23 protein-coding genes are annotated in these 21,718 nt (G+C 67.1%); 10 read left to right on the top strand and 13 right to left on the bottom strand.

What is annotated here, in order from left to right; translation table 11 throughout:
- Positions 1–21 precede the first annotated feature (21 nt).
- From MUN73_RS11990 to MUN73_RS11975, 4 genes are all read right to left on the bottom strand, one after another.
- Positions 22–516 carry a hypothetical protein gene (locus MUN73_RS11990; RefSeq protein WP_250140703.1) on the bottom strand — a complete coding sequence of 165 codons (495 nt, stop codon included), beginning with the start codon at positions 514–516 and terminating at the stop codon, positions 22–24.
- Between the two features lie 143 nt (positions 517–659).
- Positions 660–1,250, bottom strand: coding sequence for a DUF7411 family protein (locus MUN73_RS11985; RefSeq protein WP_250140702.1), 591 nt, complete (start codon positions 1,248–1,250; stop codon positions 660–662).
- Positions 1,250–1,600: a DNA-binding protein gene (locus MUN73_RS11980; protein WP_250140701.1), complete on the bottom strand. Its 351-nt coding sequence runs from the start codon at positions 1,598–1,600 to the stop codon at positions 1,250–1,252. Before MUN73_RS11980 ends, MUN73_RS11985 begins: the two co-directional genes overlap by 1 nt.
- Positions 1,601–1,707: 107 nt before the next feature.
- Positions 1,708–2,163 carry a 30S ribosomal protein S19e gene (locus tag MUN73_RS11975; protein WP_250140700.1) on the bottom strand — a complete coding sequence of 152 codons (456 nt, stop codon included), beginning with the start codon at positions 2,161–2,163 and terminating at the stop codon, positions 1,708–1,710.
- Between the two features lie 257 nt (positions 2,164–2,420).
- Between MUN73_RS11975 and thiL the strand changes: the two genes are divergently transcribed.
- Entirely contained in the window at positions 2,421–3,293 is an 873-nt protein-coding gene (gene thiL / locus MUN73_RS11970; RefSeq protein ID WP_250140699.1) for a thiamine-phosphate kinase, read from the top strand.
- Here the strand turns inward: thiL and MUN73_RS11965 are convergent.
- The 3 genes from MUN73_RS11965 to MUN73_RS11955 form a co-directional block, all read right to left on the bottom strand.
- Complete coding sequence (locus MUN73_RS11965; RefSeq protein ID WP_250140698.1) at positions 3,290–4,447, bottom strand: site-2 protease family protein; 1,158 nt, start codon at positions 4,445–4,447, stop codon at positions 3,290–3,292. The genes thiL and MUN73_RS11965 overlap by 4 nt on opposite strands.
- A gap of 381 nt (positions 4,448–4,828) precedes the next feature.
- Positions 4,829–5,074, bottom strand: a complete 246-nt coding sequence (locus MUN73_RS11960) for a DUF7123 family protein (RefSeq protein WP_160063167.1) — start codon at positions 5,072–5,074, stop codon at positions 4,829–4,831.
- 272 nt (positions 5,075–5,346) lie between these two features.
- Positions 5,347–6,168, bottom strand: a complete 822-nt coding sequence (locus MUN73_RS11955; protein WP_250140697.1) for a molybdopterin synthase — start codon at positions 6,166–6,168, stop codon at positions 5,347–5,349.
- A 226-nt stretch (positions 6,169–6,394) separates the two neighbouring features.
- Between MUN73_RS11955 and MUN73_RS11950 the strand changes: the two genes are divergently transcribed.
- From MUN73_RS11950 to MUN73_RS11935, 4 genes are all read left to right on the top strand, one after another.
- Entirely contained in the window at positions 6,395–7,390 is a 996-nt protein-coding gene (locus MUN73_RS11950) for a CapA family protein (RefSeq protein ID WP_250140696.1), read from the top strand.
- Positions 7,391–7,512: 122 nt separating this feature from the next.
- The gene (pyrH, locus tag MUN73_RS11945) at positions 7,513–8,241 is read left to right on the top strand and encodes a UMP kinase (RefSeq protein ID WP_250140695.1); all 729 of its coding nucleotides are present in this window, start codon (positions 7,513–7,515) and stop codon (positions 8,239–8,241) included.
- Positions 8,234–10,006 carry a lysine--tRNA ligase gene (gene lysS, locus MUN73_RS11940; protein WP_250140694.1) on the top strand — a complete coding sequence of 591 codons (1,773 nt, stop codon included), beginning with the start codon at positions 8,234–8,236 and terminating at the stop codon, positions 10,004–10,006. The genes pyrH and lysS overlap by 8 nt, the downstream gene beginning before the upstream one ends.
- Before the next feature lie 90 nt (positions 10,007–10,096).
- Complete coding sequence (locus tag MUN73_RS11935) at positions 10,097–11,938, top strand: PDZ domain-containing protein (protein ID WP_250140693.1); 1,842 nt, start codon at positions 10,097–10,099, stop codon at positions 11,936–11,938.
- 1 nt (position 11,939) lies between these two features.
- Here the strand turns inward: MUN73_RS11935 and MUN73_RS11930 are convergent, their stop codons facing one another.
- Positions 11,940–12,464: a PadR family transcriptional regulator gene (locus MUN73_RS11930; RefSeq protein ID WP_250140692.1), complete on the bottom strand. Its 525-nt coding sequence runs from the start codon at positions 12,462–12,464 to the stop codon at positions 11,940–11,942.
- 127 nt (positions 12,465–12,591) lie between these two features.
- On the opposite strand from MUN73_RS11930, the gene MUN73_RS11925 reads away from it, so the two are divergent.
- Complete coding sequence (locus MUN73_RS11925; protein ID WP_250140691.1) at positions 12,592–14,127, top strand: heme-binding protein; 1,536 nt, start codon at positions 12,592–12,594, stop codon at positions 14,125–14,127.
- A gap of 117 nt (positions 14,128–14,244) precedes the next feature.
- On the opposite strand, the gene MUN73_RS11920 is transcribed toward MUN73_RS11925, so the two are convergent.
- From MUN73_RS11920 to MUN73_RS11910, 3 genes are all read right to left on the bottom strand, one after another.
- Positions 14,245–14,430 carry a hypothetical protein gene (locus tag MUN73_RS11920; protein WP_250140690.1) on the bottom strand — a complete coding sequence of 62 codons (186 nt, stop codon included), beginning with the start codon at positions 14,428–14,430 and terminating at the stop codon, positions 14,245–14,247.
- A 322-nt stretch (positions 14,431–14,752) separates the two neighbouring features.
- A complete protein-coding gene (locus MUN73_RS11915) occupies positions 14,753–15,136 on the bottom strand; it encodes a DUF5611 family protein (RefSeq protein ID WP_250140689.1) in 384 nt (127 codons plus the stop codon).
- Between the two features lie 199 nt (positions 15,137–15,335).
- The gene (locus MUN73_RS11910) at positions 15,336–16,154 is read right to left on the bottom strand and encodes a DUF7093 family protein (RefSeq protein ID WP_250140688.1); all 819 of its coding nucleotides are present in this window, start codon (positions 16,152–16,154) and stop codon (positions 15,336–15,338) included.
- Positions 16,155–16,325: 171 nt separating this feature from the next.
- Here MUN73_RS11910 and MUN73_RS11905 point away from each other — a divergent pair, with 171 nt between their 5' ends.
- The 4 genes from MUN73_RS11905 (at position 16,326) to MUN73_RS11890 (ending at position 19,754) form a co-directional block, all read left to right on the top strand.
- Entirely contained in the window at positions 16,326–16,625 is a 300-nt protein-coding gene (locus MUN73_RS11905; RefSeq protein WP_250140687.1) for a DUF6432 family protein, read from the top strand.
- 39 nt (positions 16,626–16,664) lie between these two features.
- The gene (ygfZ, locus tag MUN73_RS11900) at positions 16,665–17,780 is read left to right on the top strand and encodes a CAF17-like 4Fe-4S cluster assembly/insertion protein YgfZ (RefSeq protein ID WP_250140686.1); all 1,116 of its coding nucleotides are present in this window, start codon (positions 16,665–16,667) and stop codon (positions 17,778–17,780) included.
- A gap of 95 nt (positions 17,781–17,875) precedes the next feature.
- Positions 17,876–18,295, top strand: coding sequence for a hypothetical protein (locus MUN73_RS11895; protein ID WP_250140685.1), 420 nt, complete (start codon positions 17,876–17,878; stop codon positions 18,293–18,295).
- A 55-nt stretch (positions 18,296–18,350) separates the two neighbouring features.
- On the top strand, positions 18,351–19,754 hold the full coding sequence (locus MUN73_RS11890; protein WP_250140684.1) for a TIGR00341 family protein: 1,404 nt from the start codon (positions 18,351–18,353) through the stop codon (positions 19,752–19,754).
- Between the two features lie 29 nt (positions 19,755–19,783).
- On the opposite strand, the gene MUN73_RS11885 is transcribed toward MUN73_RS11890, so the two are convergent.
- Entirely contained in the window at positions 19,784–21,181 is a 1,398-nt protein-coding gene (locus MUN73_RS11885) for an FAD-binding oxidoreductase (RefSeq protein WP_250140683.1), read from the bottom strand.
- Between the two features lie 301 nt (positions 21,182–21,482).
- Positions 21,483–21,683: a hypothetical protein gene (locus tag MUN73_RS11880; protein ID WP_250140831.1), complete on the bottom strand. Its 201-nt coding sequence runs from the start codon at positions 21,681–21,683 to the stop codon at positions 21,483–21,485.
- Positions 21,684–21,718: the final 35 nt, after the last annotated feature.

The raw sequence follows: 21,718 nt of genomic DNA, 5'->3' as shown, positions 1-21,718 counted from the left end.
ACGATCGGCGCGTGCGTCTGCTCAGGGACTCCCGAACGCGTCGCTCGAGACGCGAGTGACCGTCGGCGAACCGACCAGTTCCATCCCGGCAGACTCGACGCCGGCTACCCGCGGCCGGTCCGGTGTCGGATCGCCGCCGAGCAGGTCGTCGATGGCGGCGCCGTCACCCCGGCGGACCGTCACGGACGGTTCGCCGAACGTGATTTCCATCTCGATCGACCCGTCGGACCCGCTGTCGTCCGTCGACTCATCCGCCGACCCGGGATCTCGACCCGATGCGGGGTCGTCGATCTCTCGATCGGCCGCTGGCTCGCCCGTTTCGTCCGCCGCGTCCTTCAGGTTCCCGAGCAGGTCCGCGACGGCCGTCTCGTCGGCCGCCTCGTCCGCGATCGGGTCGTGTCTCCCGCCGCCAGCGATTAGCTCCGCCGGGGAGTCGGCACCGGTCGCCTCGAGGATCGCGTCCGGGTCGGGCTCGACGTCCGCGAAGACCTCGCGTACTTGCGTGCGTTCGCTCATGCGTGGGATCGGCTCCCACGAACTCGGGTTTGGTTATGGCCCTACTATCGCGAGGAAAAGACAGTAACGCGCTCGTTAACGTCCGCGCCGTCGCCGGGATCGGTCGCGACGGTCCGACGACGGTCGGTGCCGGAGACGGGACTTTAGCGCACGTCGGTGACGTACGTCTGGTCGTGCGCGGGGAAGAGATCGGCCACCCGCCCGGGACCGTCCGCCTCGGCGATGAGCGCCCGCAACTCGGCCTCGTAGTCGGCCCGGTCGATCGCCTCGCTCGGCCCGACCGTCACCTTGAGGTGGGCGTCGACCAGCCGATCGACTGCGGTCCGACCGAACCCCGATAGCGGGGCGATGTAGTCGACGCCGTGGCGATCCTCCAGGCTCTGGGCCTGTGCGCGCGAGACCGTCGGCACCCGATCGTCGCGTCGGGTTCCGTCGGCGATCGCGTCGAACCCCTGTTCGGCCAGCCGTTCGAGGGCGTGCCGGTGAACCCGCTGGATGCCGTTGCGCGGGAAGCCGTCCTCGCGGATCCGATCGACGGCCTCGCGGGCGACGTCGGGGTCGAGATCGAGCCGTTCGAACGCGAAGTCGACCGACTCGGCGGTGTTCCGGGCGTGTTTCCAGTCGTCGGTGACGCCGAAGTGACCGGTCACCAGCGTGACGTCGTAGAACTCGTCGAGGAGAAGCGCTGCGAGCGTCGAGTCCTTCCCGCCGCTGTAGAGCAGTCCGAGCTCCATCACCGGCGCTTGATGTCGAAGCTCTTCGAGTCGGGCTTGAGCTCCTGGAGGAGCTGTTTCATCTTCCCGTCGTCGATCTTGCCCTGGATGCGTCCCGATCGGGCGAGGGTGACGACCTGCCGTTCGACCTGTTCGCCGAACTGGGGCTTGCTCATCTTGACGGTGTTGAGCCGTTTGCGGGCGTCGTCGGTCAGGTGCTGGCGCAGGAGGGCCTTCTTCTGGGCCTCGGCCTGTTGCTGGGCGGCCTCCTGGGCTTCGCTCCCCTGCTGGCCCTCGGCCTGCTCCTGGAGCTGCTCCATCTTCTTCTGTCGGAGTTCCTCGAGTTTCTCCTCGTCGGGTGATCCGCTCATAGCTATATCACACTCTTGTCCTGCAGGCGGGAAAATGATTACGGACCGCGGAAAGTGAGGCCTCTCGACGTGATCGGCGTCCCGAAAACGACACAGTTTGCGATCGTTTACGCGTAGCGCTCGAGTTCCGGGCGATCGAGTTCTTCGAGGACCTCGCCGGCGGTGTCGTCGAGCAGGCTCTGTCCTTCGGGGGTGACGCGGCGGCCCTCACCCTCCGCGATGTCGACGAGCCCCTCGTCTTCGAGCTGCTGGAGGATGGTGCGGATCAGGTTCTTCGAGCCGTCGGCGCGCTTGTCGGGGGCGACGCGGTAGCGGGTCGAGCCGCCCTTCGAGCCGCCGTACTCGGTCGAGAGTCGTTCGACGCCGACGGGGCCGCGATCGGCCACCTTGCGCAGGAGGCTGGCGGCGCGGGTCGCCCAGAAGTCCTCCTGTTCGGGCGGGAGTTCGCGGTCGACGCCAGTCTTCACGAACTCGCTCCAGTCGGGTTCGTCGAGTCGGTCCTCGAGGTCCTCGGCGAGCGCCTCGATGAGGTCGTCCGCCGGAACGTCGTACATCGTAGCCATTGGCGTGTGGTTCCCGTCGGCGGCATTTAAGGCCATCGTTGTTCTCTGGCGGCGTTGACAGCCGATACCGTGCGTTGCCGACGCTCGCTCATCCGGGCCAGCCCGCCCGATCGCGCTCCATGCCCGGTCGTCGGCGCGGACGCCGAGCAACGGCCGGCCGTCTCCCGCCGTCGGTCTCGCTTCGAGACGATCGCCCGCTCGATTCGGTCACCCGGCAGGTCCGGGTCGTTTTTCGCGCTGGACGCGAAACGGGCGGTATGGACGAACGGGCCGCCCTGACACTACTGGCGGACGAACTCGATCCCGTCGGCGACGACGCCGCGATCGTCGACGGGCTGGTCGTGACGACGGACATGCTCCACGAGCGGACGGACTTTCCCGCGGGGACGACCCGGTATACGGCCGGCTGGCGATCGGTCGGGGCGTCGCTGTCGGACGTCGCGGCCATGGGGGCCGAGGCGATCGCCGCGGTCGCCGCCTACGCCGCTCCCGAATTCGATCGCGAGGAACTGCTCGGGTTCGTTCGCGGCGCGAGCGACGTCTGCGAGTCCGTCGGCGCCGAGTACGTCGGCGGCGACCTCGACGGGCACGACGAGTTCACCGTCTCGACGACCGCTATCGGCCGAACGACCGACCCGGTCCGTCGGGGCGGGGCGCGCCCCGGTGACGTCGTCTGCGTCACCGGCACGCTGGGACGCACCGCGGCGGCGATCGCTCAGTTCGAGCGAGGCGATCACGAGCGCGGGAACGACCTGTTCCAGTTCGAGCCCCGCGTCGCGGCCGGCCGGGCGCTCGCCCCCCACGCGACGGCCATGATGGACTCGAGCGACGGTCTCGCCCGATCGCTCCACCAGCTCGCCGAGGCGAGCGACTGCGGGTTCGCCATCGAGTCGGACTCCATCCCGATCGATGACGCCGTCTTCGAGACGACCGACAGCGAGCGCGAGGCGCTCGATCGGGCGACGACGTTCGGCGAGGACTTCGAACTCGTCTGTACGATCCCCGAAGACGACGTGGCCGCGGCTCGCGCGGACACACCGGTTGCGCTGACGCCGATCGGGTCCGTCCTCGCGGACGGAGTCTCCCTCGACGGGGACTCACTCGCCGATCGGGGCTACACGCACGGCTAGGGAATCATCTCGATCGGCACCGCCATGAAACAGAGCGCGCCGAGGGCGAAGGTGACGACCCCGAGCAGGAACCGGCCGCGGTCCAGTCCGTCGTCGTCGACCGGCTGGGCGGGACCGACGGCCGCAATCACGGCGGTCAGGAAGCCCCAGAATACCCAGATGAACACGGCGTACCGGCCGTAGTCCGCGATGTAGTAGAGGTAGGCGGCGAGCGCGAAGAGCACGCCGGGGACGAGAGCCGCGATCGTCTCCTGGAACTCGCCGGTCATCGCCCGGAGGATGTGGCCGCCGTCTAGCTGGCCGACCGGGATCAGGTTGAGGAACGTGACGAACATGCCGACCCAGCCGCCGATGACGACCGGGTTTACCGCGGTCGCCGGATCGTCGCGGTACAGCGGCTGATCGAACAGCGCCGCGAGCCACTCCAGCAACAGCGGATAGCCGAGGTTGATCTGGAACGCGTCGGGATCGTTGACCAGCCCCGGGGGTGCGGTGACGGGCGGCAGATGCAGCCCGATTATCGTGACGACGACCGTCGCAATCAGCCCAGCGAGCGGCCCGGCGACGCCGATGTCGAACAGCGCCTTCCGATCGGGCATGCGCCCCTTCATCTTGATGACCGCGCCCATCGTCCCGATGAGCGACGGGACGGGGATGAAGTACGGCAGCGAGGCGTCGACGCGGTGGTAGCGGCTCATGACGTAGTGGCCCATCTCGTGGACGCTCCAGACGCCCAGGACCGCGGCGGTAAACGGCCACGCGCGGAGCAGTTCCGCCGGGTTCGAGAACGGATCGAAGTAGTACCACTGTGCGCCGGCAAACAGCGTCGAGACGATCGTCGCCAGGAACAGCACCAGGTTCGTCCACGGGATCCCGTCGATACCGATCTCCGTCGGTTCGGCGACGAGGACGTACTCGCCGTGGCGGATCGTCAGCTGGGGTTCGTACCCCGTTTCCCGAAACGCCGGCCACAGCTCGCGGATCACCTGTTCGGGCGGGCGAAGCGGGTCGCCGTAGTAGACCAGTCGGTCGCCCTCGGTTCGCGTCTCGTAGACGGCAAACACGGACTCGATGCGATCGATCGGCGGGCCCGCATCGAGTGTCGATCCGCCTCGCGCTGACGGATTGAATCTGGACGAATCGACGTCCTCCATTACCCGTGTTTACTCGCCGGCTCGTATAAATCGCCTGTCGTCGGCAGGCGTCCCCGTTTTCGACGGGAACTGCGTGAGGGCGTCGCTGTTCCGGGTCGCTGGCGCGTCTCCGTTCAGGACGTGCGTGAACGAACGGAGACGTGCTGACGGGGACCAGCACGTCGGCCGACGGGACCGACGCGCGATGGCCGATCGGATGCCGGATGGCGTCGGCGGCCGACGCGCCGGCGTAACAGGTGGGTGATCGCAGGCGGCTGGTGAGCGGAGCGTGGGATGATCGCCTGCGTGCGTGAGAGGGTGGGTGCGTGAGGTGCGTGGCGTGTTGCGGTTCGTGGGTGCGTGTGGGGTCAGGACGTACGCGTTGGATGTGCCGATGGGCGATCAGGCGGGTTCGACGCGCCACGTGGTCGCGCTCGTGTACGACCACTTCTCGATCTCGAGGTCGGTCGCGGACTCCGAGAGCTTGACCATCAGCGCGCCGATCTCTTTCGGGGACATGCCGACGTCGTCTGCGATGAACTTCCCTTTGAAGTACAGCTCTCCGTCTTCTGCGCGTTCGCGCAGGTAGCGCTTCAGGCGGTGTTCTTTGCTTTCCGTGGAGGGTTGGGCTGTCGTGCTCATCGACATCCATCCGTTGTGGGAGAGACATGTTATAAAGGACGGATGGTTAGCGGCGTTTCGATTGCGTTCAGATATCCTGTGGGTAAGCGACCTTTTAGTCCGATTTACGATGGGTTTTACGATCGCCTGAGAACCGGTTAGAAATTTTAAAACCACTTCTAACCTGTTATCTCCCTGGTCCCGATCGCGGTGGAACGTCCGTCGCTACATCACGTCCCCGACTTGTTTCTAGAACCGTTCGCCGGATAGAAAGCCCTTGTGGTCGACCCGCGAAACGATCACGAACGCTCGTGAACCCAGTACTCGTCGTCGACCGTAACCTCCTTCTTGAACAGGGGTACCTCGTCTTTCAGCCGGTTGATCCCGTCCTCGACGGCCCGGAACGCCTCGTCGCGGTGTCCCGCGAGGACGACGACGAAGACGATGTCCTCGCCGTCCCTGACGACGCCGGTCCGGTGGTGGAGTTCGACCGCGAGTACTCCGTCGCGGGCTTCGAGTTCCGCCTCGATCGTGGCCATTCGCCCGTCGGCGACACCGTCGTACTTCTCGAACTCGAGAAACTCCGTGCGCGCGTCGTCCGGGTCGTCTTTCGCGCGCACCCGGCCGGTGAAGGTCGCGATCGCGCCCGATAGTTCGGCCTCCGGGGCGCGTTTGACGCGGGCGACGAGCGAATCGAGCGTCTCGTGGGGGTCTCGCTCCTCGAGCGCGGTCACGAGCGCGTCCTCGTCGAGTTCGCCGGCCCGATCGACCGTCGCGAGCACGTCGTCCCGATCGTCTGCGTCGCCGCCGACGGCGATCACGGGGTACTGGAGGTCCGGGACGCCCGTGACGACGGCGTAGTCGCAGTCCGGTGCCAGCGCGTCGATGGCGTCGCCGACGGTCATCCCCGTTCCCGAGGCGGTCCAGTCGCCGTCGGCGCCGAGTCCGTAGGTGACGTCGCCACCGACCGTGAGCGCCTCGTGTGCGCCATCGGCGATCGTCGCGTCGTACCGGACGACACCGACCCGCCCCTCGCGGGCGAGCCGATCGACGACCCGATCGACGACCTGCTCCCGTCGCTCCTCGCCGGCCCCCCGGTTCAGACAGCCGAGTACGTGCATGTACGACTAGACGGCGTTGTCACACTTTGTAGCTGTCGGCGCGTGCTCGGATCGCCCGCTCCGTCGCTCGTTCCTGGCCGCGTCGCCACGTGATCGGGCACGGATCCACGTCGTATGCGGACGGGAACACCGCGAAACCCCCTGACGGGTTCGACCGTCCGGAGTCCGATCGAGCCACCGGCTCCCCCCTGTCACATCTTTTTCCCCGGCTCACGTACGTGCCCGTATGACACCCCGGATCGGCTTCACCGGCGACGTGATGCTCGGCCGGCTCGTCGACGATCGCCAGCGCCGGCGCGCCGTCGACGCGGTGTGGGGAGACGTCCTCGATCGGCTACGCGCGCTCGACGGGCTGGTGATCAACCTCGAGTGCGTGCTCTCGACCCGCGGCCAGCAGTGGCGACGTACCCACCGGCCGTTTCACTTCCGCGCGGACCCCGACTGGGCCGTCCCGGCGCTCGAACGCGCCGGCGTCGACGTCTGTGCGCTCGCGAACAACCACGTGCTCGACTACGAGGAGGCGGCGCTCCGGGACACGATCGACCACCTCGACGAGGCGGGCATCGCCCACGCCGGCGCGGGGGAGACGATCGACGAGGCGCTCGACCCGGCGGCCGTCTCGATCGCCGACCTCGACGTCGCCGTGGTCTCGTTCACCGACAACACCCCGGAGTACGCGGCCGACGAGGAGTCGCCGGGGACCGCCTGGATCGACGTGACCGTCGACGACGGGAAGACGCGCCGCCGGGTCCGGGAGGCGCTCGATCGGTCCCGCGAGTCGGACACGGACCTGCTGGTCGCCTCTCTCCACTGGGGTCCGAACATGGTGACGGAACCGCCCGACACCTTTGGCGAGTTCGGTCGCTGGCTGGTCGAGGAGGGCGTCGACCTGATCCACGGCCACAGCGCCCACGTCTTCCAGGGGATCGAGGTCCACGAGGGCGCACCGATCGTCTACGACGCGGGCGACTTCGTCGACGATTACGCGGTCGACGCCGAGTTGCGCAACGATCGCGGGTTCCTGTTCGAACTCGCGGTGACAGAGGCGGGCACGCCGACGGAACTGCGGCTTCACCCGACCGAGATCGAGGGCTGTGCGGTCCACGAGGCGAGTTCCGAGGCGGCTGCGTGGTCCCGCGAGGTGATGCGCGATCGCTCCGCCGAGTTCGGGACGACGTTCGATCGGGACGGCGAGGCGCTCGTCCTCCCACTCGAGGGATAACGCAGTGACGGGGCGGCGACCGCCTCGCCCCTCGTGGCTGTCACTCACTGCCGAGCGATCGGGTCCCGGTGTCTCTGCAGTTGGCAACCCTTAAGATTGGCTCCCCGCTACACCGCTGTAGCATGAAAGTGGTCGTCTCTATCGGCGGAAGCGTGCTCGTGCCCGAACCCGGAGCGGATCGGGTCGCCGAACACGCCGCCGTCGTCGAAGACCTCGTCGCGGACGGCTGTCGCGTCGGTGCCGTCGTGGGGGGCGGCGGCGTCGCCCGCGAGTACATCAGCGCCGCCCGCGACCTGGGGGCAAACGAGATCGAACTCGATCAGCTGGGGATCGACGTCACCCGGCTCAACGCGCGCCTGCTCATTGCCGCGCTCGGCGAGGACGTCGTCAGCGCGCCAGCACGGGACTACGAGGACGCGGGCGACGCGCTCCGACAGGGGCACGTGTCGGTCATGGGCGGGGTGGCGCCTGCCCAGACGACCGACGCCGTCGGTGCCGCGCTCGCCGAATACGTCGACGCCGACCTCCTCGTCTACGCGACCAGCGTACCCGGCGTCTACAGCGCGGACCCGAACGAAGACGCGGACGCGACGAAGTACGACGAACTCTCCGCCGCGGACCTCGTCGACGTGATCGCCGGCCTCGAGATGAACGCCGGGGCCTCCGCCCCGGTCGACCTGCTCGCGGCCAAGATCATCGAACGATCGGGAATGCGGACGATCGTCCTCGACGGCACCGATCCCGATCGGATCGCGCGTGCCGTCCGCCACGGCGACCACGAGGGAACGGACGTCATTCCGGACGGTGGGGGCGAGGAGCCGACCTACTGGGCCCAGGACGACCATGAGTAGCGACCAGGACGACACCGCCACGGAACCCGAGCCGACCCCGGACGCGGAGAGTCCGTACACCCTCCAGCGCGAGGACGGCGACGACGTGCGCCACGCCTTCTGGGCCGATGCGGTCGCGGATCGCGTGGAAGCGCGCGTGGCCGACCAGCGGGAGGCCACGGACGGGACGAGCGGGGAGGAACGACCCACGAGTCGGGACCCGGAGGAACCGATCGTCATCAAGGGCGGCATCTCGCCCTCCGGCGTGCCCCACCTCGGCAACGTCAACGAGATCATGCGCGGCTACTACGTCGCCGAGGTCCTTCGCGAACGCGGCCACGAGGTCCGGCAGGTGTTCACCGCCGACGATCGCGATCCGCTCCGCAAGCTTCCGCGCACGCTCTGTGACCTCGACGGGAACCTCGTCGATCTGGGGGAGGTCGACGCGGGCGCGCTCGGGCGCAACCTCGGCGTGCCCTACACGGACGTTCCGGACCCGTTCGGCTGCTGTGACTCCTACGGCGACCACTTCTCGACTATTATCCAGGACAGCGCCGACGCGCTCGACGTTCCGATCGACCTGCTCTCGGACACGGACCTGTACGAGCGCGGCGAACTCGAGGACGTCACCCGCTACGTCCTCGAGCACCGGGATCGCGCCCGCGAGGTGCTCGCCGAGTACCAGGACAAGGTCGACGCGGACTACGTCCCGTTCAACCCGATCTGCGAGGAGTGCGGGAAGATTACCGAGACGGTGACGAGCGTCGATGTAGATGCGGGTGACGCTGGCACCGTCGACTACCGCTGTACGGACATGGACGCCGGCGATCGCACGATCGAGGGCTGTGGCCACGAGGGCACGGCCACGCTGCGCGAGGGCAAACTCCCCTGGCGCTTCGAGTGGCCCGCCCAGTGGCAGGTGCTCGGCGTCGACTTCGAACCGTTCGGAAAGGACCACGCCGAAGGCTCCTGGCCGAGCGGCCAGGACGTCGCGCGCAACGTCCTCGGGATCGAACCGCCCGTGCCGATGGTCTACGAGTGGTTCACCCTCGACGGCGAACCATTCTCCTCCTCTGCGGGGAACGTCATCCTCGTCTCGGACGTGCTCGAACTGCTCGAACCCGAGGTCCTGCGCTACTTCTTCGCGAAGGACCCCGCGAAGGCGCGGGACTTCAGCATCGAACGCCTCGACCAGCTGGTCGACGAGTTCGATCGGCTCGAGGCCGTCTACTTCGGCGAGGTCGAGGCCGACGAGGACGAACGGGCCTTCGCCGATCGGGTCTACCCGTTCGTCGTCGAAGATCCCCGCGAGGACCGGGTTCGGCTTCCCTACACCTTCGCCGCGGTGCTGGGAATGACCGACGACCCCGACCTGCGCGAGGAGATCGCCCGCCGGGAGGGGCACATTTCCGAGGACGACCCCGAGTGGGCAGTCGAGGACGCCCTGGCGCGGGTCGAGAAGGCCCGTAACTGGGCGCGGCGGACCGAAAACGAGTTCGACTACGAACTCAAGCGCACCGAGATCCCCGACCACGACTTCGACGCCGCCACGGCGGACGCGCTCGACGAACTCGCCGACTTCGTCGCGGCGGGCGAGGACGTGGACCCGGACGCCCTCCAGGGCGAAATCTACGAGACCGCGAAACGCCACGATGTCCCGGTCGGTGACTTCTTTGCGGCCGGCTACCGGCTCTTCTTCGACGAGGACCAGGGCCCGAAACTCGGTCCCTTCCTCGCGAAGGTCGATCGGGAGTTCGTCGTCGATCGGCTCCGACGCGAGCGGTAGGCCGGCGGCGCGCCCGACCGGCCACGCGGCGGACTCGCGCTGGACGGCTAGACAAAAGCCATTTGAGAACGCCTCCCGGAATTACAGTCGATGGAACACGCCGTCCCCCTCTTCGTTTCGCCACCCGAACTCTTCGGTTCGGAACTCCTCGCGTGGGCCGCCATCGGGCTCGCCATCTACTGGTTCGGCATCGTTTTGCTCCGGCAGATGGATCTCCTGCCCGGATTCGTCGCGACGCAGGGCCCGATCCTGACGATCCACACGAAACGCGGCCGGGCGTTTCTCACCAGGCTCGCGCGGCCGAAGCGGTTCTGGCGCGCGTGGGCGAACCTTGGCATCGGCATCGCGCTCGTGGTGATGGTGGCCATGTTCGTCTTCCTCCTCTCGGCCGCGGTGACCGCGCTCACCTCGCCACAGGTCTCCTCGACCGTCCAGCAACCCCGGAACGTCCTCGTCATCCCCGGGGTCAACGACTTCCTGCCGCTGTCTGCGACCCCCGGCATCGTCGTCGGCCTGCTCGTCGGCCTGGTGGTTCACGAGGGCGGCCACGGCCTGCTCTGTCGCGTCGAGGACATCGACATCGAGTCGATGGGTGTCGCGATGCTCGCGATCCTCCCGGTCGGCGCGTTCGTCGAACCCGACGAGGAGAGCAGCAAGTCGGCCTCCCGCGGCGGCCAGACGCGGATGTTCGCCGCCGGCGTCACGAACAACTTCGCGATCACGCTCGTCGCGTTCGCACTGCTGTTCGGTCCGATCGCCGGGTCGATCGCCGTCGCACCCGGTGCCGCAGTCGGCGGCGTCGCACCCGACTCCCCCGCCGCCGACGCGGGGATCGAGCCGAACGACCGGATCACGGCGATCGACGGCCAGCCGGTCGAGTCGAACGCCGACCTCGCGGACCGGATCGAGGCCGCCGAGGGCGACCAGCTCTCGGTCGAACTCAACGGCGAGGAGACGGTCTCCGTCGATCGATCGCTGCTCGTCACCGCGGCGATGGACGGCGGTCCGACGGGACTCGACGTCGGGGATGCGATCCTCGCCGTCGACGGTCAGGCGGTCGCGACCGAACGCGGCTTCTACGCCGCCGTCGGCGACGACGAGACCGTCTCGCTCACGATCGAGCGGGGCGACTCCGGCGAACAGGTCGACCGCGAAGTCCCGATCGGGGCCGCGGTCACGGTGATCGAGGACGAACCGCTCGCGGGGGTGATCGGCCCGATGGAGGGCTCGTTCGTCATCACGACCTTCGACGGCGAGCGGATCCACAACTACGCCGACCTCCAGTCGGCGCTCGACGAGACGAATCCCGGCCAGGACGTCACCGTCGTCGGCTACCACGACGGCGAGCGCGAGGAGGCGACCGTCACCCTCGGCGAGCACGGCCAGTCGGACAACGGCTTCCTCGGCATCTCCCCGAACCCCGGCGTCTCCGGGCTGACGGTGAGCGACCTCGGCGTCCAGCTCTACCCCGCCGGCGAGTACCTCGCCATGCTCGGCGGCGACGGCGAGAGCCGATTCGGCGCGATCACCGACAGCTTCCTCGGGAAGATCGGCCTCTCGCTACTCCTCCCGATCATCGGCATCGCGGGCGGGCTCCCGTTCAACTTCGCCGGCTTCACGGGCGGGATCGAGAACTTCTACGAGGCCCAGGGAGCACTCGCCGCGTTCGGGGACGGCACCGTCTTCGTCCTCGCGAACCTGCTGTTCTGGACCGGCTGGATCAACGTCCAGCTCGGCTTCTTCAACTGCATTCCCGCCTTCCCGCTGGACGGCGGCCACATCCTCCGGACCAGCACGGAGGCGATCGTCTCGCGGCTCCCGGCCATCTCGCCGACCCGCGGGATGGTCCGCGTCGTAACGACTTCGGTCGGACTCACGATGCTCGTCAGTTTCCTCGCGATGCTGTTCGCGCCGGGACTGCTCGCGGGCTAGGTCACTCGTCGGGATCGATCCCGTGGCGCTCGTAGAACTCCTCGGGCGTGTCTTCGATCCGCTCGAACTCCGCGTCGAAGTAGTGTTCGTGGTGCCGAACGACCTGTTCGACGACCCACCGGCTGAACGTCTCGTCGAACCGCCACTCGCCGTCGAGGTCGGGAATCTCGAACCGATCGTCCGTCGAGAACGCGGCGTAGACGTGGAAGAATCCGAGAATGACGTCGGCGAAGTCGCGGGCCTTCTCGGCCCCGCTCTCCCGGCGCTCCTCGAGTTCCTCGTACCCGGCGTCGGTGAGTTCGAAGTACTTCCGATCGGGTTCGTCCTCGCGTTCGATCCGTTCGGCCCATCCTTTCTCCTCGAATTTGTAGAGGATCGGGTAGACGGAGCCGTAGGATGGTTCCCAGTGACCGCCGCTGATATCGCGGATCTCTTTGAGAATCTCGTACCCGTACCGTGGTTTCTCCTCGAGCAACTCGAGGACGAGATAGGCGATGACTCCTTTCGGCGGCCCACTTTTCCGCATATAATCAGGTCCTTGCCTCGTCGGACGTAAATGGTTTCTGTCGCACTCGAATCTCGCGGGGTCCCGCCTCACGTGCCGTCGGGGCGAAACCCGGTCCTTCTTGACCTCGCCGCTCCAACCGCCGTCTATGGACCGACGGCAACCGCCACAGACCGAAGAGGGCTGGTACGTCTTGCACGACTTCCGGTCGATCGACTGGGACGCCTGGCGGGCGGCCCCGGAGCGAGAACGGACGCGGGCGATCGAGGAGGGGATCGACTATCTCTCCGCCCGTGAGGCCGTCGTGGACGCCGCGGAGGGCGAGTCGGCGACGTTCTCGGTGCTCGGACACAAGGCAGACCTGCTGTTCTTGCACCTGCGACCGACGCTCGGCGACATCGACGCGCTAGAGCGCCAGTTCGAGCGGACGGCGCTCGCGGACTTTACCGAGCGCGCGGACTCGTATCTCTCCGTGACGGAGGTCTCGGGCTACATGTCTCAGGACTACTTCGAGGAGGGCGAAACCGCCGACACCGGGATCGCCCAGTACATCGAGTCCCGGCTCAAACCCGAGCTTCCCGACGCCGACTTCCTGAGTTTCTACCCGATGAGCAAGCGTCGCGGACCCGACCACAACTGGTACGAACTCCCCTTCGACGAGCGCGCGGACTACCTCTCGAACCACGGCGAGATCGGCAAGGACTACGCCGGCCGGGTCACCCAGATCATCTCCGGCAGCATCGGCCTCGACGACTTCGAGTGGGGGATCACCCTGTTCGGCGACGATCCGACGGACGTGAAGGAACTGCTCTACGAGATGCGGTTCGATCCTTCGAGTTCCCGCTTCGCGGAGTTCGGTCGGTTCCTCTCCGCACGGCGGTTCCCGCCCGAGCAACTCGACGCGTACCTCGCGGGCGATCGGGTCCCGCAGGACGAGAGCGAGCAGGGCCACCCGCACGGGTCGTCCAGTGGTCACCCACACGGCGATTCCGGCGGGCATCCACACGGCGAGTCGGGCGGCCACCCCCACGGTGGGTCCGAGGGCGGCGGCCACCACGACCACGGCGACGCCAGCGACGACGACGTCCGATCGGAACTCGAGGAGATGGGCGTCTACGCCGGCCAGCCACACGGCGAGGACGTCCACGCCGTCGTGCTCTACTCCGCGGCGGACCCCGACGACCTCTTCGAGGAGGTCGAGGGGCTGCGGACGAACTTCGACCACTACGACACGCACGTGAAGACGGCCGTCTACGAGCCGAGCGAGGGCAGCGACGAGGATGCGGAAACCGCCGTCGTCAGCCTCTGGGAGACCGATCGCGCCGCGAACACGGCCGCCGGGTTCCTCGCCGATCTTCCCGACGTCGTCCGGCAGGCGGGCGACGATTCCGCGAGCGACGATTCCTGGGGGACGATGGGCATGTTCTACACCGTCGAACCCGACCACCGCGAGGACTTCGTCGACACCTTCAGCGACGTCGCCGGCGTCCTCGCCGACATGGACGGCCACCGCAAGACCGACCTGCTCGCGAACCGCGAGGACGAGAACGACATGTTCATCGCCAGTCGCTGGGACTCCCGCGAAGACGCGATGGCGTTCTTCCGCAGCGACGAGTTCTCCGAGACGGTCGACTACGGTCGCGACATCCTCGCCGATCGGCCGCGTCACGTCTTCCTGGCCTGATACGGATTGCTGTAACTATTTACCGCCGATCACCAGGACGGGGTCGGCGATCGGCGGTAATTGACTACAGCAGTCCGTATGAGTCGAGTCTCGATTTTCCGCGACCCGAGGCCGCTCTCAGATCCGTCCGGACTCGGTCTCGTCGTAGAAGAAGTACGCCGCGATACCGGCCAGTCCGAACGCCAGCGTGACGAACGGCCACTTGCCGGCGTCGCGATCGGTCCAGGCGGCGTGGGCGGTCACGAAGATCGCGAACCCGACGTGTGCGAGGAGGGTCGCGAAGAGGAACGCGGTCAACTCCATCACTCGAGAGATTCGACGGGGCGCGGATAGCCGTTTCGAAGCGAGTTACAGCGTTCGATCGACACCGGGTACCGGCCGGGAAGAACGACCACCGGAACCACGGTGGTCGTTCTGATCCGGGGAAGGGCAGGCTGGTCCGACGGTACTCGCCGCGAGCGCCGCGGATGCGGCGCGAGCGGGCCGACGACCGATGTGGAGAGCGCACCGCGCTCGGAACGGAGTGGAGGAGTGCTTTTGATCGACCTTTTGCCGAGTGACCACGCACCGTGCGGTAGCAACGCTACCGCCGGTGCGAAACGAACGCAGAGCAAAAGGTCGGTGGTTAGAACTCGTGGTCCGGATCGTCCTCGACTTTCCGCTTCATCGAGTCGCGACGGGACTTGGCGTCACGACCCGTCGCTTCGAGCAGGAAGTCGTTTTTGGCGTCGACGGCCTCGCCGGCGGCCTCGAGTTCGTCGGGGCCGAGTTCCGTCGGATCGCGTTCGTAGAACTCGACACCGAGTTTGTCCTTCTTCCCGGAGTACTCGACGGCCCCGACGACGACTTTCTCGAAAACGGGGTTGTCGGGTTCCCCGATGACGTACAGCTCAGTCCCCTTGTACTCCTCGGTGCCGGTGATCGGACCGAAGTAGTCCTCGATGGTCGCTTCCATATCGGGGATTCGCTCTTCGAGATATTCACCGCGGCGCATCTTGTACTCCTTCATGGATTAGGGAATACACGGCGGAGTGTTTACCTCTTTTCATAGTCGACGGTACGGCGGTATGACAGGTCGACATCGGGGGTGCGACGCCGTTCGATCGGCCGGCCGTCGCGATCGGGTCGGCGCTTTCGGATGCTGGCGATTCCGGGGTCCTGTAGACCCGAAAACGGCGATTCTGGGTGGCGGCCGCCCCGCGTGCCGGCTACTGCTCTCGTTCGCTGAGATACCCCTTCCGACACTCCGGACAGATGTCGCCGGTTCGGAGCGAACTGCGATCGGTCCCCGCGACGTACCCACAGCCCGGACAGTAGAGTTCGGTCGGGGCGTCCTCGTCGGGCCCCTCCCGACTCTCGGTCGGCGCGGGTGCGGCGGTGGCGCGCTCGATACCGGTCCCCGACTCGGCGGCCCCGGCTGCGACCTCGCCACCGTGCTCGGCCTCGATCGTCTCGGCGTCCGGCGGTTCCGCGTCGACGCCGACGGGGTCGGACTCGTCCCCGGGGTCCGTCGTCGCGTCCGACTCGAGCACGACGGCGTCGTCGATCGGTTCGGACTCCTCGGAGTCGGGCCACTCCTCGGGTTCGTTCTCGGCACCGATCGGCGGCCCGACGTCGTCGGAATCGGGCCACTCGCCGTGCCCGCGGTCGCGGTCGTCACGGGCGTCGTCGGTGTCGTCCTCGAGTATTTCGCCGTCGTCCGTGACCGGCTCTCCGTTCTCGTCCGTGGGGACGTCGAGGTCGTCGTCGTCGGCGTCGGAGGCGGTGGGGTCGGCGTCCGCCTCGGCGTCGATGAACTGGGCGTCCTCCGCGTCGGCGTCGGGTTCGTCGGGTCGTGGGTCGGCGTCCGTCCCGGTACTGAGGCTCGTCACCTCGGTGTTCTCGCTGATGACGTGTCTGTCGCCACAGCGGGCACACTCCTCGTACTCCTGGACGGTCACGACGACCTCACTGCCCCGTTCTTCGCGCTCGCGTTCGACCTCGGGCTCGCCGTAGTCGTGTCCGAGCAGCGAACATCGCAGGACCATTGTCACACCGTACCCAGTCATGGCATAAAAAACGTACTGCATACTTATTTCGGCCACGTGGACTGTCTCTTCCAGTGACTCGACGCGATCGGGAGCGTCACCAGTACGGCCGTCGCCGGCGATCACCCGAACGGCAAACGTCAAATCCCGGGTCGTCGAATGTATACCTGGATGAAAGCAAAGCGGGAGTACCGGAACCGCGCACAGACGGAGGTCGCGGTACTCGATGCACTCGTCGATCGGTCCGAGGAGGGGATGGGCGTCTTCGAACTCCGGGCGGCCGTCGAGGTCGACATCGACGAACTCGAGGAAGCCCTCGGCACGCTGAAGGCGGACGACCTGATCGTCGTCGAGTCCAATCCCGACGAGACGGTGATCAAACCGGACGAGCGGGTCGTCCCCGACGCGCCCGCCGAGGAGGAACCCGAACAGTCGATCGGCGAGTGGCTTCGCGAACGCATTCCTTTTTGAATCGAAACGCCTGTGGGGGCCAGGCACCTCTGTGGAGGTATGAGCGTCATCGAGTCTATCCACACCGATCTCGGGGGGACCTTCGGCGAGCGCGACGGCCGAACGATCGTCGACCACTACGGGCGGCCGGAGCGAACGCACCGCGCCGTTCGCAACGGCGCCGGACTGCTCGAGGCGGCCTACGGCGTGATCGTCGTCGAGGGCGACGATCGGGTCGAGTACGTCGACAACGTCGTCTCGAACCGGGTCCCCGACGAGGACGGTCAGGGCTGTTACGCGCTCGTACTCGATCCACAGGGCGGGATCGAGGTCGAACTCTACGTCTACAACGCCGGTGAGCGACTCCTGCTCTTTACGCCGCCGTCCGAGGCCGAGGACCTCGCCGAGGAGTGGTCCGAGAAGGTGTTCATTCAGGACGTCGACATCCGGGTCGCCACCGAGGACTACGCCATCTTCGGGATCCACGGCCCGAAGGCCACTGAGAAGATCGCGAGCGTCCTCAACAAAGCTGGCTCGCCCGATCGGCGCTACTCGTTCGTTCGCGGAACGATGGGCGACGAGGGCGTCACCGTCATTCGAACCGACGCGCTCACTGGCGAGGAGAGCTACGAGGTGATCTGTGCGGCCGACGACGCCGAGGCCGTCTACGACACCCTGCTGAACCACGGGCTCAACGCCGCGCCGTTCGGCTACCGGACGTGGGACACGCTCTGTCTCGAGGCCGGATCGCCGTTGTTCCACACCGAACTCGAGGGAACGATCCCGAACGTGCTCGGCCTCCGCAACGCCCTGGACTTCGAGAAAGGCTGTTACGTCGGCCAGGAGGTCGTCTCCCGCGTCGAGAACCGGGGCCAGCCGAGCCGACGGCTGATCGGGCTGACGATCGAGGGCGAGACTGGGGCCGAGAGCGATGAAGCGCCAGTCCCCGACGCCGGCGCGGCCGTCTTCGACGGCGACGCCTCGATCGGCGAGGTAACCCGTGCCGACGTCAGTCCCCTTCTCGAGGCGGTCGTCGCGCTCGCGATCGTCGAGTACGGACTCGAGCGCGACGACCTGACGGTCCGCGTCGGCGGCGAGGAGGTCCCCGCGACGGTGACCGAGTTACCGTTCGTCGAGGGCTCCGATCGCTCCGATCGACTGCCCGACTACCAGTAGGCGCCGGGGGACCGGTACGTGCCGTCCTGCGCGGGTTGACGCCCGCCGGAATGTGCCAGCCACACCGTCACGGACGACGACGCCGGAGCGGCGGTATGGGCTCGAGTACGGATGCGCCGATCGACGCCACGACCGATTTCGAGGAACTGTCCGCACAGCTGCGCACGCAGTCGGCGAACGCCCCCGGCTCCGACACCGAGCGCGTGACGATCCGCTCGCTCGAGGCGGTGCGCACCGACTCGCTGTCCGAGTTGCTGGAGGCGGCCGAAACCGACAGCACCGCCCCGGCCGACTTCGTCTTCGTCCTCTCGCGGGCCAACGCCGACCGACTCGCCGAACGCGAGTCCGAAATCGACGACGTCGACGACATCGAGAGCGCCCTGGGCCGGACGGTACAGGTCGAGGAGGGGATGCCCGACGACACGATCCTGGTGCTCGATCCGGACGCGATCGACGGCGAGGAGCTCGTCGACCCTGACGCGATCGCCTGCGGGATCGTCGCCACCGGCGACTGAGGGTGCTGTCCGCTGCCACCCCCGATACTATCTGTGGGTCTATAGTGGCTCCAGTATGCGCTATCTGGAGATCACGGTCCCGAAGGGGAAGCGACCGGCCGTACTCGAAATCCTCGAGGACGAGGGGATCGACTACGTCGTCAGCGACGAGACCAGTGGCAGGGGGTACGCCGCCGTCGTCCGATTTCCGGTCCCGACGCAGGCCGTCGAACCGCTGCTCGATCGGCTGAAACGGGTCGGCATCGGGGACGAGGCCAGCGTCGTCGTGATCGACGCCGAGACGGTCATCTCCGAACAGTTCGCGACGCTCCGGGACCAGTATGCCCACGGCAGTCAGGTGGGTGCGCGCACGTCCAGACAGGTGCTTCGCACGAAGGCCGACGAACTCACGCCGCCCTTCGCGATCTACGCGGTCATGCTGCTTATCAGCGCCGTCGTCGCGACGTCGGGACTGCTGGCCGATTCGCCCGCGGTCGTGATCGGCGCGATGGTCATCGCGCCGCTTCTCGGTCCCGCGCTCGCCGCCAACGTTGGCATCGTCACCGGCGACGACCGGCTCAAGGCGACCGGCTTTTCCTACCAGGCCGTCGGGGTGACGATAGTCGTCCTCGCCTCGATCGGACTCGCCGCGCTCGCCCGCCTCGCGGGGCTCGAACCCGCGGGGGTCGACATCGTCGTCGCCACCGAACTCCAGGAACGGGTCGCGCCCAACCTGTTCTCGCTCGCGGTGGCGCTCGGCGCCGGGATCGCCGGGATCCTGAGCCTCACGCGGGGGTTTTCGGAGGCGATCGTCGGCGTCATGATCGCCGCCGCACTCATTCCGCCGTCGGCCGCGGTCGGGATCACGGTCGCCTGGGGGATGTACGGCGCGGCGATCGGTGCGGGGGTACTCGTTATCGTGAACGTCCTGTCGATCAACCTCGCCGCACTGGCCACGCTCTGGATCGCCGGCTACCGGCCCCAGGGGCTGTTCGAGGTGTCGCCGACCCGGACGCCGACGTACACCTACGCGGCGATCTTCGGGATCGGGCTGCTGGTGCTCACCGCGCCGCTCGCCAGCGTCACCCTGCTGGATTTCCACACGACCGAACTCGAGTCGGCGGCCGAGGACGAGGCCGAGACGGTGCTCGCGGAACCCGAGTACGCCGATCGCGAACTCGACGACGTCGAAGTCGAACTCGACGGGGAGTACCCGATCCAGTCGGTCGAGCGGATCGTCGTTACGGTCACCGGACAGGATCCCGGGACGGATCCGGGGCTCGCCGGTCGCCTCCACGAGGCGATCAGTCCCCACAGCGACGACCCGCTGGTCGTCGAGGTCCAGTACGTCGTCTCCGAACGACGCGGCCACGAGGCTGATGGGGATGGATCGGTTCGAGCCGCTAGCGATCCTACGTCGTATCGAGCCGCCCGTGATTCGATCCCGTCGGTGCTGGTTCCGCCGATAGGGGACGTCTAGAACTCAATAGCTACTGACGGCCACGTTCGTCACGTGGCCGGTTCGACGTTCTGGTTCATCCGGAACAGGTTCTCCGGATCGTACTTCGTCTTCAGGTCGGCCAGTCGATCCTGGTTCTCGCCGTAGGCGAGGTTCTCTTCGCCCTCGCGCTCGCTAATGAAGTTCACGTAGACACCGCCGGTCGCGTACGGGGCCATGGCGTCGAAGAACTCCCGGGACCAGGCGATACACCGATCGTCGTCCGCGGGATCCTCCCAGCGCGTGTGGACGTTCATCCCGTACTCCGCGTCGCGGTGGGGAAACGCCGTCGCGTCCGCCGGGACCCGCCCCATCGCGCCGCCGAGCTGTCCGAAGAAGATTTCGGACTGCGGTGACGGGAGGTCTCGTGCGTACTCTACCACGGTATCGATCGCGTCGTCCGAGACCGTACTGAAGTTGTGTGACTTCCAGTAGTTACGGGCTCCTTCCTCGAGCAGCGGATCGAAGGCCTGCTGGAACGCCGCGTAGTCGTGTGGCCCGACGACGTCGGCGATCGGGTCGCCGTACTCCCGGATCGGGGCGAGCACTTCCTCACCCTCCGCCATGTCCCCGGCGTAGAACGGGACCACGACGAGGATATTCTCGCCGTGGACGTCCTCCGGGAGGAACGGGAGCGGCGGTGCCTTGCGGAGAACCATCCAGACGGTCGATTCGTCCGGTGCCGATTCGTTGAAGTCCCGCACGTGACGGAGGACGTCCGGCGCGTCGGCGCCGTGGTAGACGACCATCCCGGCGAGCACTTCCGGCCCGACCTCGTGGAGGTCGAACTCGAAGTTGGTGACGACGCCGAAGTTCCCGCCGCCGCCGCGGATCCCCCAGAAGAGGTCCGGGTTCTCGTCCTCGCTCGCGTGGCGAAGTTTGCCGTCCGCAGTCACGACGTCGACCGAACGCAGGTTGTCCACGGTCATCCCGTACCTGCGAGTGAGCCAGCCGAACCCGCCGCCGAGCGTGAGCCCTGCCACGCCGGTCGTGGAGTTGATTCCGAGCGGGGTCGCCAGGCCGAACGACTGCGTCTCGTGATCGAAATCGGCGAGCGTCGCTCCCGATTCGACGCGGGCCGTCTTCGTCTCCGGATCGACGCGAATCGATCGCATCGCGGAGAGATCGAGCATCAGCCCGTCGTCACAGACCGCGTTCCCGGCGATGTTGTGGCCGCCGCCGCAAATCGCGAGGAGCTGGTCGTGGTCGCGCGCGAAATTCACCGCTCCGATCACGTCCGACACCCCCATCGCGCGAACGATGAGTGCCGGCGATCGATCGATCATGCCGTTCCAGATCGATCGCGCCTCGTCGTAGTTCGGATCCCCTGGCTGGAGCAGGTCGCCGTGAAGCCCCTCGCCGAATCCGCGTACTGCACCGTCGTCTACGGGTGTGGTAGTAACTGCCATTGTTCCTCGGTGGCCATAGGTCTCCCGGGGGGATATAGTAGAACATAATTAATACTGTATGTCTGGCCCCGAGGATGCACTCGAATGTAGGGCGCGAGGATCGATCGAAACTGTACTCCGGCGAGACTACTGATCGGATAATCGAGTTGACACGGCCCGGCGGACCCACTGTGTGACCGGCACACTCGTGCCGCGATCCGCTGGCCGTCGAACACCCGTTCGTCGGCGGCCGGTCGCCTATCGGTTCGATTCCACACACTCGAAACGGCAGAAAGAATGCTCGATCGGTGCCCGCGACCGATTAGAGCTGGGTCGCCTCGACCGCGGCGAGCCCGTCGCTCTGTTCGACCTCCCAGACTCGCAGGACGAGGTGAGCCTTGCAGTAGTACTCGACCGTTCTGTTGCCGGTTTCGAGGTTCCTGAGGACGAGCTGGCAGTGCTCGTCGCTCGAACAGTCTGGGGAGAGTTCACACATGGTCGATGCCTGTTCTACTGCGCTCACCGATAAGTCTCTGTTGGTGGTCGGGATCGGTCACA

Source organism: Halosolutus amylolyticus, assembly GCF_023566055.1.
GTDB classification, from domain to species: domain Archaea; phylum Halobacteriota; class Halobacteria; order Halobacteriales; family Natrialbaceae; genus Halosolutus; species Halosolutus amylolyticus.
This window is presented reverse-complemented; position numbering and strand designations above follow the sequence as displayed.

Excerpts from the sequence above, each read along its gene's own strand:
- MUN73_RS11990 (WP_250140703.1), bottom strand. The coding sequence starts at position 516 with ATGAGCGAACGCACGCAAGTACGCGAGGTCTTCGCGGACGTCGAGCCC.
- MUN73_RS11985 (WP_250140702.1), bottom strand. The coding sequence starts at position 1,250 with ATGGAGCTCGGACTGCTCTACAGCGGCGGGAAGGACTCGACGCTCGCA.
- MUN73_RS11980 (WP_250140701.1), bottom strand. The coding sequence starts at position 1,600 with ATGAGCGGATCACCCGACGAGGAGAAACTCGAGGAACTCCGACAGAAG.
- MUN73_RS11975 (WP_250140700.1), bottom strand. The coding sequence starts at position 2,163 with ATGGCTACGATGTACGACGTTCCGGCGGACGACCTCATCGAGGCGCTC.
- thiL (WP_250140699.1), top strand. The coding sequence starts at position 2,421 with ATGGACGAACGGGCCGCCCTGACACTACTGGCGGACGAACTCGATCCC.
- MUN73_RS11965 (WP_250140698.1), bottom strand. The coding sequence starts at position 4,447 with ATGGAGGACGTCGATTCGTCCAGATTCAATCCGTCAGCGCGAGGCGGA.
- MUN73_RS11960 (WP_160063167.1), bottom strand. The coding sequence starts at position 5,074 with ATGTCGATGAGCACGACAGCCCAACCCTCCACGGAAAGCAAAGAACAC.
- MUN73_RS11955 (WP_250140697.1), bottom strand. The coding sequence starts at position 6,168 with ATGCACGTACTCGGCTGTCTGAACCGGGGGGCCGGCGAGGAGCGACGG.
- MUN73_RS11950 (WP_250140696.1), top strand. The coding sequence starts at position 6,395 with ATGACACCCCGGATCGGCTTCACCGGCGACGTGATGCTCGGCCGGCTC.
- pyrH (WP_250140695.1), top strand. The coding sequence starts at position 7,513 with ATGAAAGTGGTCGTCTCTATCGGCGGAAGCGTGCTCGTGCCCGAACCC.
- lysS (WP_250140694.1), top strand. The coding sequence starts at position 8,234 with ATGAGTAGCGACCAGGACGACACCGCCACGGAACCCGAGCCGACCCCG.
- MUN73_RS11935 (WP_250140693.1), top strand. The coding sequence starts at position 10,097 with ATGGAACACGCCGTCCCCCTCTTCGTTTCGCCACCCGAACTCTTCGGT.
- MUN73_RS11930 (WP_250140692.1), bottom strand. The coding sequence starts at position 12,464 with ATGCGGAAAAGTGGGCCGCCGAAAGGAGTCATCGCCTATCTCGTCCTC.
- MUN73_RS11925 (WP_250140691.1), top strand. The coding sequence starts at position 12,592 with ATGGACCGACGGCAACCGCCACAGACCGAAGAGGGCTGGTACGTCTTG.
- MUN73_RS11920 (WP_250140690.1), bottom strand. The coding sequence starts at position 14,430 with ATGGAGTTGACCGCGTTCCTCTTCGCGACCCTCCTCGCACACGTCGGG.
- MUN73_RS11915 (WP_250140689.1), bottom strand. The coding sequence starts at position 15,136 with ATGAAGGAGTACAAGATGCGCCGCGGTGAATATCTCGAAGAGCGAATC.
- MUN73_RS11910 (WP_250140688.1), bottom strand. The coding sequence starts at position 16,154 with ATGGTCCTGCGATGTTCGCTGCTCGGACACGACTACGGCGAGCCCGAG.
- MUN73_RS11905 (WP_250140687.1), top strand. The coding sequence starts at position 16,326 with ATGAAAGCAAAGCGGGAGTACCGGAACCGCGCACAGACGGAGGTCGCG.
- ygfZ (WP_250140686.1), top strand. The coding sequence starts at position 16,665 with ATGAGCGTCATCGAGTCTATCCACACCGATCTCGGGGGGACCTTCGGC.
- MUN73_RS11895 (WP_250140685.1), top strand. The coding sequence starts at position 17,876 with ATGGGCTCGAGTACGGATGCGCCGATCGACGCCACGACCGATTTCGAG.
- MUN73_RS11890 (WP_250140684.1), top strand. The coding sequence starts at position 18,351 with ATGCGCTATCTGGAGATCACGGTCCCGAAGGGGAAGCGACCGGCCGTA.
- MUN73_RS11885 (WP_250140683.1), bottom strand. The coding sequence starts at position 21,181 with ATGGCAGTTACTACCACACCCGTAGACGACGGTGCAGTACGCGGATTC.